This is a genomic window from Streptomyces sp. DSM 15324 (assembly GCF_001514285.1).
Classification (GTDB): domain Bacteria; phylum Actinomycetota; class Actinomycetes; order Streptomycetales; family Streptomycetaceae; genus Streptomyces.
The window spans coordinates 265575-283263 of record NZ_KQ949026.1 but is presented as its reverse complement, the minus strand read 5'-3'; the positions used below and the strand labels follow the sequence as shown (position 1 = coordinate 283263).

Below are 17689 nucleotides of genomic sequence, written 5' to 3'. Positions count from 1 at the left end.
GAGCAACGGGAGTCCGAGGACGTCCGGGCGCCACTAGAGCATGGCATAAATCTGTGAACTGAGTCCATGGACGGCTCGTGTCCAGAATCTTTCACGCTACGCTGGTGGGTCTGATGCGCAGCGGTGCGAAGGGGCACAGTGGTGGACGCGGATACGTACAAGCCCGGCGTGGGTGATCTGGTCAACGGGCGCTACGAGTTGAAGGACTCTCTGGGCAAGGGCGGGATGGCCCAGGTCTGGCGGGCCCGAGAGGTGTCCGGGGGGCGGGAGGTGGCGGTGAAGTTCCTGCGCCACGACTCCGAGGCCCTGTACTGCCTCGACCCGTACGAGCGGGATGTCGAACTCGCCGTCAGGAACGCCCGGTTCCGGCGCGAGGCCAACCTCCTGGGCACGCTCGACCATCCGGGAATCACCGAACTGTACGGAAGCGGATCGCACCGGGGCGTCCCCTACATCGCCATGCGCCTGGTGACCGGAGTGAGTCTGCGGACGTTCCTCGACGAGCACAGCCCCCTGCCTCTGGCGACGGCGGTTGCCGTCGCCATCCAGGTGGCAGGGGCGTTGGCCTGCGCACACACGCTCCCGGTCGTACACCGGGACCTCAAGCCCGCGAACATCATGATCGATGAGGAGGGGTGGGTCGTCCTCATCGACTTCGGCATCGCCAAGCCGCTGCACGCCGACGCCACCCGTTACACGGCGCACGGTTCGACGCTTGGCACCCGCGGTTATCTGGCGCCGGAGCAGCTCCTGGAGCGCGAGCCCACCACGCGCACGGATGTCTACTGCTTCGGCTGCATCTTCTACGAACTCCTCACCGGGCGGCCCCCGTTCCCGCTCGGCGCGGAGTCCGGCCTGACCGACAAGCACCTCAACGAGGAGCCGCTGCCACCGAGCACGTACGCCGCGGGCATCCCGGAGCCGATCGACGATCTGGTGCTGCGGATGCTCGCCAAGAAGCCCGAGCAGCGCCCGGCCGTTGACGAGGTCCTGGAGGTCCTCGACCCGTTCGCCCCGGGCGTCGGCGATCCCGAGCCCCGGCCCCGCACCCACCCCGAGCCCACCGCCCCCCTGCGTCGGCCGCGGGACCGGGCTGTTGGTCCGCGCCCGGTCGCTCTCGCGTTGCCTGTCGCGTCCGCACCGGCCGATGAGTGGCTGGACGCCCGCGTGGTGGAACAGCTCTGCGCGCAGGCCGAGTCGGAGATCGCGGCCGGTGAGCCGGGCGACGCGACCGACCGGCTGCACGGTCTGACAGAACGGGTCCGCAAGGAGTGGGGTGAGCGGCGCCCTCTGGTGCGTCGCGTGTGGCAGGGGGCTGCGGACGGATTCCGCCTCTCCGGCAACTTCGGCGCTGCGGCCCGCCTCTACCAGGCCGTCGACAACTATCTCATTCACGGGGACGGCCCGGACGAGCGGGCCGATCGCGCGCTGATCCGGCTGCGCACGGCCGAGTGCCGGCTCACGTTCGGGGAACTGGAGGCGGCCATCGCGGCGGTTGACACGGCGGGCCGCACCGCCGCCGGACTGCCACCGGAACTCGCGGCTCGTGTCGAGGCCGTACGCCACGCCGTCGACGCCCAGCTCACGGCCCGCCTCGCCGAGCCCAGGTGCAGGGAGGCGTGACGTCGGCTGGTGCGGGCGGGCCGATGTGCTACGCCTGGTTGGCGAGGCGTCCGGCCGCCAGTTCGTCGCCAAGGTCGCGGGCAAGGCTGGTGCCGAGGTCGGCCGCGCGGCGCAGCAGCCGTTCGAAGGCGGTGAGTTCGCGGAACGCCTCTCCGTAGCGCCGTTGTTCTCCGAGGGGAACCTGGCGGATCTGAAGACGGCGGACGTCGATGCGGGAGGAGTTCGTGGTGTGGGTGCCGGCCTGCCGGGCATTGGCGGGAGCCCGCAGTGAACCGGCGAGGAACCAGGCGTCGAGCTGTTCGGGCTGTACTCGCACGGCATGCAGTTGGGGGCCGAGGGCGGTCGGCGGCCCCTCGTGGACCCAGGCGGAGAAGGCACGGGCGACGCCCACCACCACGATGTCCCCGGGTTCGGCGATGACGGCCTCGCCGGCCGCCGCGGTGCCGGGAGCGAGCCAGCTGCGGGGTTCGCCGTCCACCAGAAGATCGGGGACGGTGAGGAGGGGGATGCCGTCGTCGGACGGCGGGCCGGCGTGGATCGATTCCTCCGGCGGCTGCTGGCCGCCGCGCAGGGTGAGCGCCCCGGCCCGGGCGAGCTCGGCGACTGTGGTTGCCGTCGGTGTGTCCGCCTCGGCCGTGGCGAGGTCGAGCGCCGCGAGCAGCCTGGCCGACTTGTTCACGTTCGCGGTGAGCCCGGTGAACTCCCGCCAGGATTCGGCCAGTCGGAGTGCCGTGTCCGCCGGGGGCGGGGCAATGTGGCGTCCAGGGGTGAGGTCGACCTCGTCGTTGAGGAGTTCGATGACGGGTACCTGTCGTACGTAGGCAGGGGCCTGTGGGGAGTCCGCCTCTTCGACGGCCTCGCGCACGAAAGCACTGATCGCCGCCCAGTCGGGGGTCCACTTCTCCTCCGGGTCCCGGGGGAAGCGCGAGGCCGCGTCGGCGACCAGTAGCCGATCGCCCACCGGTGTGCCTTCCCCGTGGACGGGCATCCGCAGCACCCACAGGTGCAGGGAGACGCTGTGCGGTGCGGCGCAGCCCGGCGGCAACGCGACGACGGCCCGCAGTTGCCCGGTGCGCAGCAGCGAGCCGCGGATGCGGCGGCCGGCCTTCCTGGCCGCGACGGCGGGCGGCAGCAGCAGTACCGCGGCGCCGCCGGGCCGCAGCTGGGCCAGGCAGTGCTGGACCCAGGCGAGTTCGGGCTCGGTGCGCGGGGGAAGGCCGTGGCTCCAGCGGGCGTCGGTGGCCAACTCCTCGTATCCCCAGTCCCGTTCGTTGAAGGGCGGGTTGCACAGGACGATGTCGGCGGGGGTGCCGGAGAACGGGTCGTCGCGTAGGGAGTCAGCAGCCCGAACGGAGACCTGCGCCCACTCCTTCTCCCTGTGGCCCTCGTTCTCGGCGAGGGCCATGCGGGAGTCCGCCAGCGAGGCGAGGACGGCGTCCCGGTCACTGCCGAGCAGCGTGAGTGCCTCGGCGCCGGATGCCCTCGCGGCGTCGGCCGCGGCCAGGAGGAGATGCCCGGGGCCGCAAGCAGGGTCCATGACCGTGGTGCCGCCGGAGCCGCCCGGGCTGTCGCCCGCCAGGCCGTTGGCCGCCCCGAGGGCGAGTTGCGCCATGAGGGATGCCAGCGGTTCCGGGGTCGTGGCGATCTGGCGCACATGGACGTCGAGCCAGCGGCGCAGCAGAAACGCGAACGTTTCCGTGCCTCCTTCACGCTGTCCGAGATCCACGGCCCGTTCGATCAGCTCCTGTGTGTCGGCACGGATCTCTTCGCCTTCATCGCCCACTCGCCCGGAGAGGAGCCGTCCTGCCTCGGCGATCGCGGCCCCTGTCTCGTCACGCCCGCCGAGCGCCTCGAAACCGGGCCAGAGCCATTCCCTCTCGGCGGACTTCTTCAACTTCTTGTTGTCGCGCAGCCAGCCCTCGATGTCGGTCAAGGAGAACTGAGGGTTGGTGTCGGTGCCGGCGATCCGCTCCGGGAAGGACGGATGCCGCCGCCGCCAGTTGCTCACCGCGGCTCGTCCCACACCCGCAAGGCGGGCGATTTCGGCCAAGGTCACCGGTACGGCGCGCGACGTGGACATTTACACTCCCAGGGCATTTCTGGTGGAGGGAGGACTTTTCCCCTCGGTCATGGGTGTGTGATCAAGCCACCCTTCCTCCGAACCGCATCCGTCAGCGTACATGACCATTGACTTTGTTCACAGATGCGTAATGGCGGGTGTGGGGGCATATGTCGCGTTCTGGTCGACGAGGTGCGAGGGTCAGTGCGACGGCCGGCCGTGCCGCCCGGACGTCGCCCCCGTCCGCCCCGGTCGGCCGTTCCGCCCCGATGCCGCCCATGCCCGCACCGGCCGGGCCTCGGGTCCCATCGGGTGGGTGAAGGGCCGCAGCGGGTCAACCTCGGCCCACGGGAGGAGTGCCTGTTCGGGGGTGCGGCGCTCGGGTAGCCACACGGCGAGGCGCCGCCACACCTCGCCGGCGTGGGCGGGTCGCTCGTCGGGGTCCTTGGCCAGTAACTGGAGCACCAGGTCCTCCAGTTCGGAGGGGATGCCCGCGCGGAGCCTTCCGGGCGGTACGGGCGGCTGCTCAAGGATCATGCCGGGCAGCATCAGTTCGGACTCGTGCGTGAAGACTGGCTCGCCCGTCAGCATCGCGTACAGCAGGCAGCCCAGCGCGTACAGATCGGTGCGGGGGTCGACCGGCTTGCCCTGCACCTGTTCCGGCGCCATGCACTCCAGGCTGCCGGGGCGCTCACCGGTCGTGGTGAGGCCTGTGGTGTCCGGGTCGAGGAAGGCGGCGACTCCGAAGTCGAGGACCTTGACCACGCCGTCCGTGCGGATCACGACGTTGCTGCCCTTGAGGTCGCGGTGCACGACGTCGCGGGCGTGCACTGAACCCAGGACCGAGGCGATCTGGACGCCGATCGACGCGGTCTCCTCGATGGAGAGCGGGCCCTCCTCGACGATCCGGTCGCCGAGCGGGGGCCCGATCACGTACTGCATGACGAGAAAGCGGGTGCCGTTCTCCTCGCCGAGGTCGTAGACGGTGGCGAGGCCCGCGTGATCGAGTCGCGCGACAGCCTGCGCCTCCCGGCGGAACCTTTCGGCGTCGCGGGCGCGCTGCTCCTCGGTGAGTCCCGGATCGACGTTCATGGTCTTCAACGCCACGTCGCGGCCCAGGTTCTCGTCGTGGGCGAGCCAGACGACTCCCATGCCGCCCCGGCCGATGAGACGCTTGATCCGGTAGCGACCGGCGATCAGTGTTCCGGTGTCCATTTGCGCTCCGGCCCGTCCCCTCCGTGCCCTGCCGCGCCCTGCCCGGGCTGGTGTCAGGGAGAGTGTGACACGGCGGTGCTTCGAATGCCGCCCGCGCGACGCTTTGTTCGTTGACTGAGTTCACATGCTCTTGCTCTAATGGGGTGAAGGCGGGGCGTTCGTCCCGTGCGCCTCACCCACTACGGTGAGGCGTGGATTACGTCGGGAGCTAGTGAGGATCACGTGGACGTCTTCGAGGTGCACCGTCGGCTCATCCGGGACTACAAGGAATACACGTCCGGATCGGTGGTGATCGACGACCCGCGGATCGGCGAGAAGGTGGCCAAGTCCCTTGCCGACGGCGACCAGTGGCCCGACCCCTGGCTCTCGCTCAACCCGAGCTTCGCGAGCGGCGGCACTGTCGACCACCTCGCCGACGACCTCGGCCTCCTCCACCCCGAGTGCAAGCGGATCTTCCGCACCGGCAAGGACAAGCGGGGTGCGACCATCCGTCCCATCCGCTTCCACCGGCACCAGCGCGACGCCATCGAGGCCGCCGACTCGAAGGACTCCTACGTCCTGACGACCGGCACCGGCTCCGGAAAGAGCCTCGGCTACATCGTGCCCATCGTCAGCCGGATCCTGAGCGAGAAGCGGCCCGGAGACCCCCCGAGCATCAAGGCGATCATCGTCTACCCGATGAACGCGCTGGCCAACAGCCAGCGGGGCGAGCTGAGAAAGTTCCTCACCGCCGGATACGGCGAGGGCAACGAGCCCGTCACATACGCCCGTTACACCGGCCAGGAGAAGCAGTCCGAGAAGGACGCGGTCCTCGACACCCCCCCGGACATCCTGCTCACCAACTACGTGATGCTGGAGCTGATGCTCACCCGCCCCGAGGAGCGCAAGCGGCTCATCGGCCGGGCCAAGGGCCTGCGCTTCCTCGTCCTGGACGAACTGCACACCTACCGCGGCCGTCAAGGCGCCGACGTCGCCCTGCTGGTCCGGCGTGTGCGCGAGGCGTGCGAGTCGCCCGCCCTGCAATGCGTCGGCACCTCCGCCACCATGTCCACCAAGGGCACCCCCGCCGCCCGCCGCCGTGAGGTCGCCGAGGTCGCCTCCACGTTGTTCGACACGGAGATCTCCCCGGACCGGGTGGTGGGCGAGACCCTGGTCCGCGCGACCGGCGACACGCCCCCCACGCGTGCCGAACTCGCTGCCCGCGTAAGGGAGAACAACCCGCCGCTGGAGTACGACGCACTCAAGGCCGACCCGCTGGCCCGCTGGGTCGAGACCGCCTTCGGTCTCACCGAGACCACCGACGAGGACGGCACCCGTCTGCTGGTGCGTGCCAAGCCCACCACCGTGGAGCTCGCCGCGCGCGTCCTGCGCGAGGACGCCTTCGACATCCCGCGCGAGGCCCCCGAGGACGCGCCGTACACCGCCTGCGCCAAGGCCATCCGGTCCACGCTTCGGGCCGGTACGCAGGTCCGCGACGCCGACGACCGCGCGCTGTTCGCGTTCCGCCTCCACCAGTTCCTCTCCAAGGGCGGCTCGGCGTACGTCTCCCTGGAGCCTGCGGACAGCCGCCACATCACCCGCACCTACCAGCAGCGGGTGCCCGGAGAGCCGGAGAAGCTCCTGCTGCCGCTGTCCTTCTGCCGTGAGTGCGGCCAGGAGTACCTCACCGTGGCCCGCGAGCAGAGCGACGACGGCACGGTCGCCTTCCGCACCCGTGAGGACGCGGACGACGAGCAGGGCTACCTCTACCTCTCGGCCGCCAATCCGTGGCCCGAGCGTGTCGCGGACGCGATCGACCAGCGCCGCTTCCCCGACAGCTGGCTCACCCTCGACCCGAAGAAGGGCACGCCCGTCCTCACCGCGAGCCGCAAGAAGCGCGCCCCGCAGCCCGTGTGGGTGAGGCCCGACGGCACGGCGGTGAACAAGGACGGGGACGGTCTGTACGCCGCCTACCTGCCCGCCCCGTTCCTGTTCTGCCTGGAGTGCGGCGTCAGCTACGAGCAGGTCAGGGAGCGCGACTTCGCCAAGCTGATGACGCTCGACCAGGAGGGCCGCTCCACCGCCACCTCCGTCGTCAGCGCTTCCATCGTCCGCCACCTCAAGAGCCTGCCCGCGAGCGAACTCGACGACGACGCACGCAAGTTGCTCACGTTCGTCGACAACCGGCAGGACGCCAGCCTGCAGGCGGGGCACTTCAACGACTTCGTCATGGTCACCCAGCTGCGCGGCGCCCTCTACCGCGCCATGCTGAAGGCGGGGCAGCCGGGCCTGCGCTGGAAGCGGCTGGGCGAAGAAGTAGTGGCCGCCATGGGGCTCGCCCGTCACGAGTACGCCAACAACCCCACCGAGGTGGAGGCGCTCGCCGAGGAGACGCTGAGCGCCCTGGCCCAGGTCGCCGAGTACCGGCTCTTCCTCGACCTGGAGCGCGGCTGGCGGATCACCATGCCCAACCTGGAGCAGACCGGTCTGCTGGGCCTGGAGTACGCGGGGCTCGACCAGATCGCCCAGGACGAGGAGCGCTGGCAGCGCGCCGCCGGGCCGCTGCGCACCGCGACCCCGGCGACGCGGCTCGAACTGGCCCGCGTCCTCATGGACGAGTTGCGCCGCCAGCGCGCCGTGGACACCCCGTACTTCACCGAGGCCAAGTTCAACGAACTGGGCAAGGAGTCCGCCAAGCTCAACGACGCCTGGGCCATCTCCGAGACCGAGTCCGCGCCTCCCGCGCCCGGCGTCGCGGTGGCCCGCTCCGGCCGGCCGGGCCGCTCCGGGCGTACCCGCAGCGAGCTGAACCTCACCGGCCGCACCGCCTTCGGCCGCCACGTCCGCAAGCCGGAGACCTTCCCGGGCTGGGGCCCCGACCTCTCCCTCGACGAGGCCCAGGACGTGATCCGCGACCTGCTGGAAATCCTCGCCGACGGCGGTGTACTGAGCCGGATCACCCAGGGCCGGGGCGAGGACCCCGGCTACCAGATCCACCACCCGGTGATCCGCTGGCACGCCCGCGACGACGAGCACGGCGCGGTGGACCGGCTGCGCCGCACCTACCGCACCGGCCGGGGCCCCCGCGTCAACGCCTTCTTCAAGGGGCTCTACAAGGAGGTCGCGTCCACCTTCGCCGGACTGCACGCCGCAGAGCACACCGCCCAGGTCCACCCCGACGTCCGCGAGGAGCGGGAGAAGCTGTTCAGCAAGGGGCTGCCGCTGCCCCTGCTGTACTGCTCGCCCACGATGGAGCTCGGCGTCGACATCGCCAGCCTCAACGCCGTCAACCTCCGCAACGTCCCGCCGACCCCCGCGAACTACGCGCAACGCTCGGGCCGCGCGGGCCGCTCGGGCCAGCCCGCGCTGGTCACCACGTACTGCGCGACCGGCAACAGCCATGACCAGTACTACTTCACCCGCTCCGACCAGATGGTCGCGGGCACCGTCGCCGCGCCCCGCCTCGACCTGGCCAACGAGGACCTGCTCGCCTCGCACGTGCACGCCATCTGGCTCGCCGAGACCCGCCTGGAACTCGGCCGCACGATGACCAGGATCCTCGACACCGACGGCAAGACCCCCTCGCTGGAGCTGCTGCCCGAGGTGCGGGAGCAGATCGGCGGGCCGGCCGCCCGGCAGCGCGCCCTCGTCCGGGCCCGCACCGTCCTCGCGGGCTGCGTCGACGCCCTGCGCGAGACGTCCTGGTGGCACGAGCAGTGGCTGGAGGACACCGTCGCCAAGGCCCCCGGGCGTTTCGACGAGAAGTGCGGACGCTGGCGGAACCTCTACCGCAAGGCCTTGGAGGAGCGGGAGATCCAGCACGACAACATCCGCAACCGCACGGCGACCGGCCGCTCCCAGGCCCAGGCCGTCCGCCGCCGCGCCCAGGCGGAGAACCAGATCGCCCTCCTGGAGAACAGACAGGGAGGCGAGCGCACGGTGCTGTCCGACTTCTACCCGTACCGCTACTTCGCCTCCGAGGGCTTCCTGCCCGGCTACTCCTTCCCCCGGCTGCCGCTCGCCGCGTACATCCCCGGCACGGGCCGCACCAGCCGCGGCTACGACGGCGACTACCTCCAGCGGTCCCGGTTCATCGCGATCCGCGAGTTCGGGCCGGGCGCGCTGATCTACCACGAGGGCAGCCGGTTCAAGGTGGACCGGGTACAGCTGCCCCCGGACACCAGCGGCGAACTGACCACCGAGAGCGCCAAGGTGTGCCAGGGCTGCGGCTATCTGTCCCCCGAGGAACTGCGCGAGGACACCTGCCTGGGCTGCAACAGCTCGTACGGCGACCCCCGCACCGGGCTGCTGCACCTGCACACCGTCTTCACCCACCGCCGCGACCGGATCTCCTCCGACGAGGAGGAACGCCAGCGCACGGGCTACGCGGTGGAGATCTCCTACCGCTTCAAGCAGCACGAGGACGGCCGGGACGGTTCGCTGCGCGCCGAGGCGAAGGCCGCGGCCGGCCGCCTCCTCGCCGAACTGGTCTACGGCGACAGTGCCACCGTCCGGCTCACCAACCTTGGCTACCGCCGCTCGGTCGCCAAGGGCGACATCGGCTTCTGGCTCGACCCGGCCACCGGCCAGTGGCTGGCCGGTTCCACCGGCAGGCCGAGCACGAGCGCACCCGGCCGGGAGACCCCGGTGGAGGACGAGGGCCTCGCCGACGCGGAGAAGGTCGTGCGCAAGATCCCCGTCATCCCGTACGTCCAGGACACCCGCAACATCCTCGTCCTCAAGCTCGCGGCCCCCGTCGACAAGGACACCGCGATCACCCTCCAGTACGCGCTGGAGCGGGGCATCGAGGCCGAGTTCCAGCTGGAGGACTCCGAGCTGGACACCGAGGAGTTGCCGCCGCACGACGGTCCCCGCGAGCGGCTGTTGTTCATCGAGAGCGCCGAGGGCGGCGCGGGCGTCCTGCGCCGCCTCCAGGCCGAGCCCGACGCGCTCGCCCGCGCCGCCCGCCGGGCCCTGGAGATCGCGCACTTCGATCAGGTCGGGCGCGACCGGGGAGCCGAGAAGCGCAACGGCGACCCCTGCGAGAAGGGCTGCTACGACTGCCTGCTCTCCTTCGGCAATCAGCGCCACCACCGGATGATCGACCGCACCCTGGTGAAGCAGTTGCTGATGGACTTCGCGGGCGGCGAGGTCGGCTCCAGCCACGCGGGCCGCACCCGCGACGAGCACGCCGACGCGCTCATCGAGGGCGCCGACTCCTCCCTGGAGGAGCGGTTCGTCGCCTACCTCAGGACGCACGGCCACCGCCTGCCCGACCACCAGCAGGTCAGGCTGAGCGCGGCCCTGTCCAAGCCGGACTTCGTCTACGACACCTCCTTCGGTCCGGTAGCGGTCTTCGTCGACGGCCCGCACCACGACCACGCCGAGACGACGCTGCGCGACGAGGAGGCCGCCGAGCGGCTGAAGGAGATCGGCTGGGAGGTCGTCCGCATCCGCTACGACGACGACTGGTCGAAGGCCGTCGCCGACTACCCTTCGGTGTTCGGCGAGGCGCGCCGCTGATCTCAGGGTCCGGGGTGGACCCCTTCGGTCCGCCCCGGGGCCATGGCCCGCACGCGATCCGCCCGGCCACCGCCCCCGCTGGCCCGCCCGAACGACCCCTACCGCCCCGACCCATACCGCCCGACCCCGGAAGGCCCGCATGACCACCGCCGCCCAGCCGGCCCAGCCGTACGCCGTCGGCTCCCTCGTCCACGCCCGGGGCCGCGAGTGGGTCGTGCTGCCCGACTCCACAGCCGACCTGCTCGTCCTGCGCCCGCTCGGCGGCGCCGACGACGACATCGCGGGCGTCCTGCCCGGCCTGGAGACCGTCGTCCACGCCACTTTCGCCCAGCCCACCCCCTCCGACCTCGGCGACCAGCAGGCCGCCGGGCTGCTGCGCACCGCCCTGCGTATCGGTTTCCGCTCCGGCGCGGGCCCCTTCCGGTCGCTCGCCTCGATCGCCGTCGACCCGCGCCCGTACCAGCTGGTCCCGCTGCTGATGGCGCTGCGCCAGGACACCGTCCGGTTGCTGATCGCCGACGACGTCGGCATCGGCAAGACGGTGGAGGCCGGGCTGATCGCCGCCGAACTGTTGGCCCAGGGTGATGCCCGAGGCCTGGTCGTGCTGTGCTCGCCCGCCCTGGCCGAGCAGTGGCGGGCCGAGCTGTACGGCAAGTTCGGCGTGGACGCTCGCCTCGTGCTGCCGTCCACGATCGGACGTCTGGAGCGCGAGACGCCGTACGGCCAGTCGGTGTTCCGCCCCGACGGCGCGTACGTCGTCTCCACCGACTTCATCAAGTCCCCCCGCCACCGGGAGGACTTCCTGCGCAACTGCCCCGACCTGGTGATCGTCGACGAGGCGCACTCCTGCGTCTCCGACACCACGGCCGGCGTGTCCGCCCGCTCCTCCCAGCAGCGGTACGCGCTGTTGCGCGCCCTCGCCGACCGGGCCGACCGCCACCTGCTCCTCGTGACGGCCACTCCGCACAGCGGCAAGGAGGAGCCCTTCCGCCGTCTGATCGGTCTGCTCGACGACCGTCTGGCCGCCGTCCCCTTCGACACCGACGCGGGCCGCAGGCTGCTCGCCGAGTTCTTCGTGCAGCGCCGCCGGGCCGACATCCGCGAGGACTTCCAGGACGGCGCCCACTTCCCGTCCTCCCGGGACACCGCCGAGACCGCCTACACCCTGCACCGCGACTACAAGAAGCTCCTCGACGAGGTCCTGTCCTACGCCCGCGAGACCGTACGCGCGGCCGACGGCGCCCTCCAGCAGCGTCAGCGCTGGTGGTCCACCCTCGCCCTGCTGCGCACGCTCTCCTCCTCCCCGGCCGCCGCCGTGCAGTCCCTGAACACGCGCGCCGGCGTCGAGGAGGCGGACACCCCCGCCGAGGCGGACCGCACCGGGGAGCGCACGGTCTCCGACCCGGCCGACAGTGAGACCCCCGAGTCCGCGGACGCCGTACCGGGCACCCGCCTCCCCACGGCCAACAGCACCGAGGCCACCAGCACCGAGGTCGACGCCGAGGCCGACGACGAGGAGAAGGCCCGCCTGGTCGCCATGGCCGAATCGGCGAAGAAGCTCTACGGCGCGACCCGCGACGCCAAGCTGAAGAAGCTGATCACCACCGTCTCCGACCTCCTCGACGAGGGCTACCGCCCCATCGTCTTCTGCCGCTACATCGCGACCGCCGACTACGTGGCCGACCACCTCAGGAAGGCCCTCAACAAGAAGGGCACCGAACACCCTGTCGCGGTCGCCTCCGTGACCGGCGAACTCTCACCCGACCAGCGTGTCACCCGTATCGCCGAGCTGACCGGCACCGACGAGGACGGCAACCCCGCGCCCGAGCGCCGTGTCCTGGTCGCCACCGACTGCCTCTCCGAGGGCGTCAACCTCCAGGAGTCCTTCGACGCCGTCGTCCACTACGACCTCGCGTGGAACCCGACCCGCCACGAGCAGCGCGAGGGCCGCGTCGACCGCTTCGGCCAGCGCACCGACGTCGTCAAGGCGCTTACCCTGTACGGCGCCGACAACCCCGTCGACGGCATCGTCCTCAACGTCCTGCTCCGCAAGCACGAGCGCATCCGTCGCGTCACCGGCATCTCCGTGCCCGTGCCGCAGGAGTCCGAGAGCGCCATGCAGGCCGTGTTCGAGGGCCTGATCCTGCGCGGCGAGCGGTCGGTGTACGAGCAGGAGGGGCTGTTCGCGCAGGAGGAGGTGGCCGAACAGCTGGAGATCGCCTGGCAGTCCTCCGCCGACCGCGAGAAGCGCCACCGCTCCCGCTACGCCCAGCACACCATCAAGAAGGACGAGGTAGCCGCCGAGGTCGACGAGGTCCGTGCCGCGCTCGGCACCGGCGAGGAGGTACGGGACTTCACCCGCCGCGCCCTGGGCGCCCTGCGCGGTATGCCCGCGCCCACGAAGCAGGGCGGCTTCACCGCGCACACCGACGCCCTCCCGCAGGGCCTGCGCGACACCGTCTCCCACGCACTCGGCCCCCGCCACCCCCGCCCGGTCGTCTTCCACGACGCCCCCAGCGCCCCGCGCGGCGAGGCCGCCCTCACCCGCACCGACCCGGTGGTCGCCGCCGTCGCCCGCTTCGTCCTGGACGCGGCCCTCGACGACGCCGGCAAGGTCCCGGAGTGGCAGCGCCCGGCCCGCCGCTGCGGAGTCGTCCGTACGAAGGCCGTGGAGCGGAACACCACGCTCCTGCTCGTACGACACCGCTTCCAGCTCAACCTGCCCGCCCGTGACGGCTCGGTGCGCGAGCAGCTCGCCGAGGACGCCCGCGTGGTCGCCTACCGCGGCAGGCCCGACGCCCCCGACTGGCTGCCGGAGGACGAGGCGCTGGCCCTCCTCGACGCGCGCGCCACACAGAACACCGACCCGAAGTTCGCCACCGAGCACATCGCCGAGATCCTGGCCGCCCTGCCCGCGATCATGCCCGAACTGCGCGACCAGTCGGCTGAGTTGGGCCGCACCCTGGAGGCCTCGCACCGCAGGGTCCGCACCGCCTCCCGCGCCCGCCTCGCGGGCCTGAAGGTCGTCCCGCAGGGCGACCCGGACATCCTGGGCGTGTACCACTACCGCCCGGCCCCGACGTTCCCCCAGGGAGTGGGCGCATGAGCACCGCCAGGACCTCCGTCACCGACACCGTCGCCACCGTCGGCGGCCTCCTGCCCTACGACCTCTTGGTCCGCATCAAGGAGGGCAAGGAGCAGACCGGCTCCAAGCCCGCCGACTACCGCCTGTACGCCAAGGGCGACTCGGTACGGGACGCCGCCGAGCGCTCCTGGGGCTACCTGCGCGGCGTATGGGCCTCCTACCAGGACGCCCTGGCCCGCGACGGCGCCGACGCCGACCCCGGCGTACACGCGGTCGGCGTCACCACCGAACGCTGGCTGCTGCCCCTCTTCGAGCAGCTCGGCTTCGGCGCCCTCACCCCCGTCCCCGTGCCCGGCCTGCCCTCCCACGACGGCGAGAAGGACTTCGAGGTCAGCCACCACTGGGCGCACGTCCCCGTCCACCTCACCGGCTGGAACGTCCCCCTCGACACGCGCACCACCGAACTGGCCAAGCAGGCCCCCCAGTCGATGGTGCAGGAGTACCTCAACCGCTCGGCGGACTCCACCCTCTGGGGTGTCCTCTCCAACGGCCGCCAGCTGCGCCTGCTGCGCGAGTCCGCCTCCCTCACCGGCGCCGCGTTCATCGAGTTCGACCTGCGCGCGATCTTCGACGGCGACCGCTCCGACGACTTCGTCCTCCTGTGGCGCCTCCTGCACCGCACCCGCTTCGAGCCCCGCGCCGAGGGCGAGCCGGCCGCGACCTGCCCGCTGGAGAAGTGGCGCACCGAGGCCATCGACAGCGGCACCCGCGCCCTGAAGGAACTCCGCAAGGGCGTCGAGAAGGCCCTGACCGTGATCGGCACGGGCCTGATCACCCACCCCGACAACGCCGACCTGCGCGACGCCCTGCGCACCACCCGCGACAAGAACGTCCGCGACGACCTCCACCCCGCCCTGCTCCGCCTCGCCTACCGCCTGCTGTTCCTCTTCGTCACCGAGGACCGGGACCTGCTCCTGCACCCCGACGCCACCAGGCAGGCCCGCGACACGTACGAGAAGTACTTCTCCACGGCCCGCCTGCGCCGTGTCGCCCGCCGCACCGGCACCCTCCACGGCGACCAGTGGCAGGCGCTGCGGCTGGTCATCGAGGGCCTCGGCACGCCGGGCGGCCGCCCCGAACTCGGACTCCCGGCGCTGGGCGGCCTGTTCGAGCCCACCGCCGCGGACCGGATCCTGGACGGCCTGAGCCTGTCCAACCAGTCCCTCTACGAGGCCGTACGCGCCCTGTCCGAGGTGTACGACGCCAAGCTGGGTCGCCCCCGCAAGGTCGACTACCGCCACCTCGGCGCCGACGAGCTCGGCTCGGTCTACGAGTCCCTGCTCGAACTGGAGCCGCGCCTCGGCGAGGGCAACGAGTACGTCCTGGCCAAGCTGGACGGCAACGACCGCAAGACCTCCGGCTCCTACTACACCCCGTCCCCGCTCATCGACTGCCTCCTCGACTCCACCCTCGACCCGGTCATCGACCAGGCCGTCAAGTCCGGTACGACGAAGAAGGAGCGCGAGGACGCGCTGCTCGCCCTGACGGTGTGCGACCCCGCCTGCGGCTCCGGGCACTTCCTGGTCGCCGCCGCCCGCCGCATCGCCCGCCGCCTCGCCGAGATCCGCACCGACGACCCCGAGCCGAGCGCCGAGGACGTACGGCACGCCCTGCGCGACGTCATCGCGCGGTGCGTGTACGGCGTCGACCTCAACGAGATGGCCGTCGAGCTGGCCAAGGTGTCGTTGTGGATCGAGGCGATGAGGCCGGGCCGACCGCTCACCTTCCTCGACGCCCACATCAAGCACGGCAACGGCCTGCTGGGCACCACGCCGAAGCTGCTGGCTGAGGGCCTGCCCGACGACGCGTTCAAGCCGCTGGAGGGCGACGAGTCGAAGCACGTCACCGACCTGAAGAAGCGCAACGCGGCGGAGCGGACCGCGTGGAAGGTCGCGCTGCGCCACGGGGCGAACCAGGACGCCCTGTTCGCGGAGGAGGAGGTGCTGACCGAGTCCAACGCGGAGTTCGGCGAGACGGTCTCGGCGATCACGGAGACGGACTCGCAGGAACTGGAGGACGTCCGGAACCAGGCCAAGGCGTACCGAGAGCTGACCACCAAGGACCGCAACTACACCCGGGCGCTGAAGTTGGCCGACGCGTGGTGTGCGGCGTTCGTCTGGAAGAAAACGAAGACGGCGACGCCGCCGGCGCTGACGACGAAGTCGCTGCTTACGCTGCACTCCGAGGACGGCGGCGCGAGCCTGCCCGACGGTACGTTGAAGCACATCGAGGATCTGCGGGAGGAGTACCGGTTCTTCCACTGGCATCTGGAGTTCCCGGAGGTGTTCCGGGTTCCGGCGAATGCGAAGGCGCCGGGGGTGGACGAGCGGACCGGGTGGGAGGGCGGGTTTAGCTGCATGCTGGGGAATCCGCCCTGGGAGACCCTTGAGTTCAAGACCGAGGAGCACTTCGCCACCACCGCACCGAAGATCGCGAAGGCCGCGAACCAAGCGGCACGACAGGTTCTGATCGACGAGCTCGCCCGGGGCGACGACGAGGCCGACCATGAGCTGCATGCCAAGTACATTGCCGATAAGCGGCGATCCGACGGCTCCTCCCATCTAGCGCGATGGTCGGGCCGGTTCCCGCTGGCCGCGCGCGGCAAGTTGAACACGTACCCGCTGTTCGCGGAGGCGGCGTCGCACGGGATCGCGCCGCAGGGGCGGTTCGGGCTGGTTCTGCAGACGGGCATCGCCACGGACGCGACGACGGCACCGTTCTTCTCCGACTTGGTGCGCTCGAAGCGGCTGGTGTCGTTCCTGGACTTCAAGAACGAGGCGTTCGTGCTGAGTCGGGACGTGCACCATTCGACGCGCTTCTGTCTGCTCACGGTTACCGGCCGAGAGGTGCAGGTCCGGGATGCTTCCTTCGCGTTCGGGACTTGGTACATGGAGGACCTGCCTTCGCGCCGGTTCACCATGCCGCTGGAGGAGATCCTGCTGGTCAACCCGAACACCGGGAACCTCCCGGTCTTTGAGTCCCGGCGCGAAGCCGAGATCACCTTCGGCGTCTACAGCCGAGTCCCTGTTCTGCTCAAGGAGCCGGACGAATACGGCAGGGGCGGCAGCAACCCGTGGGGGCTGACCTTCCGACAGGGCCTGTTCAACATGGCCTCCGACTCCCACCTGTTCCGGGGCAAGCAGGAACTGGCGGACGAGGGATGGAAGTTGACCGGCAACGTCTTCACGCGCGTCGACGAAGAGGGGAAGACGCGCCGCTATCTCCCGCTGTACGAGGCGAAGATGCTCCACCACTTCGACCACCGCCTCGGCACGTACGAGGGCCAGACCCAGGCCCAGGCCAACGTCGGCACCCTCCCGCGTGTGACGCCGGAACAGCACGACGACCCCGACTTCGCGCCGATGCCCCGGTACTGGGCGCCGGAGTTCGACGTGGACTCGGGCAAGCGGGATAAGAAGCTGAACCCGATCATGTGGCCCGGAGTTAAAACGCGGCTGGCGGACAAGGAGTGGTACGAGGACTGGCTGTTGGGGTGGCGTGACATCTGCCGGACCGTGGATCGTCGGACCATGATCAACACGGCTCTGCGTCGCACCGCCGTTCCTGACGGCACGTTGTTGATGCTGCCTTCCTTCGGCAATCCTGCGCTGCTCCAGGCGGCGCTGTCCTCGTACGTGCTCGACTTCGTGGCACGTCAGAAGTTCAGCGGTACACACCTGAAGTTCTTCACGGTCTACCAGCTTCCAGTTCTCAGCCCCGAGGCGGGCGACCAGCCGTGTCCGTGGAGCAGCGGCGAGATCGTGGCGGAGTGGGTTGCCGCAAGAGTGGCGGAACTTGCTTACACCGCCAACGACATGGAGGCGTTCGCCATAGCGATCGGTGTGGCGGGGCGCCCCTTCCGGTGGGATGAGGAACGGCGTGGATTGCTGCGTGCAGAGCTGGACGCTGCCTTTTTCCACCTCTACGGACTGGCTCGCGATGACGCGGAGTACGTCATGGACGCGTTCCCCCGTCTCAAGAGCGACGAGGAAGCTGCCCATGGCCGCTACCGCACCAAGGACCTCATCCTCGACATCTACGACCGTATGGAAGAGGCCCGCGTGACCGGCGGCGAGTACCGGACCGTGCTGGACCCGCCGCCGGGGAAGGGCCCGCGTCACGAGGCCTGAGCGCCGCAGCCTCGG

6 protein-coding genes are annotated in these 17689 nt (G+C 70.8%); 4 read left to right on the top strand and 2 right to left on the bottom strand.

The features are described from left to right. Window positions 1-141: 141 nt before the first annotated feature. The gene (locus AQJ58_RS15450; protein ID WP_067250916.1) at window positions 142-1623 is read left to right on the top strand and encodes a serine/threonine-protein kinase; all 1482 of its coding nucleotides are present in this window, start codon (window positions 142-144) and stop codon (window positions 1621-1623) included. A gap of 28 nt (window positions 1624-1651) precedes the next feature. On the opposite strand, the gene AQJ58_RS15445 is transcribed toward AQJ58_RS15450, so the two are convergent. Both AQJ58_RS15445 and AQJ58_RS15440 read right to left on the bottom strand, forming a co-directional pair. Further along, entirely contained in the window at window positions 1652-3703 is a 2052-nt protein-coding gene (locus AQJ58_RS15445; RefSeq protein WP_067250295.1) for an N-6 DNA methylase, read from the bottom strand. Window positions 3704-3883: 180 nt separating this feature from the next. Next, the gene (locus AQJ58_RS15440; protein WP_067250292.1) at window positions 3884-4897 is read right to left on the bottom strand and encodes a serine/threonine-protein kinase; all 1014 of its coding nucleotides are present in this window, start codon (window positions 4895-4897) and stop codon (window positions 3884-3886) included. A 222-nt stretch (window positions 4898-5119) separates the two neighbouring features. On the opposite strand from AQJ58_RS15440, the gene AQJ58_RS15435 reads away from it, so the two are divergent. From AQJ58_RS15435 to AQJ58_RS15425, 3 genes are all read left to right on the top strand, one after another. Further along, a complete protein-coding gene (locus AQJ58_RS15435) occupies window positions 5120-10399 on the top strand; it encodes a DEAD/DEAH box helicase (protein WP_067250289.1) in 5280 nt (1759 codons plus the stop codon). Window positions 10400-10538: 139 nt separating this feature from the next. Further along, window positions 10539-13505 (top strand): helicase-related protein, encoded by a 2967-nt coding sequence (locus AQJ58_RS15430; protein ID WP_067250286.1) that lies wholly within the window; start codon window positions 10539-10541, stop codon window positions 13503-13505. Beyond that, a complete protein-coding gene (locus tag AQJ58_RS15425; protein WP_067250284.1) occupies window positions 13502-17674 on the top strand; it encodes an Eco57I restriction-modification methylase domain-containing protein in 4173 nt (1390 codons plus the stop codon). The genes AQJ58_RS15430 and AQJ58_RS15425 overlap by 4 nt, the downstream gene beginning before the upstream one ends. Window positions 17675-17689 lie beyond the last annotated feature (15 nt).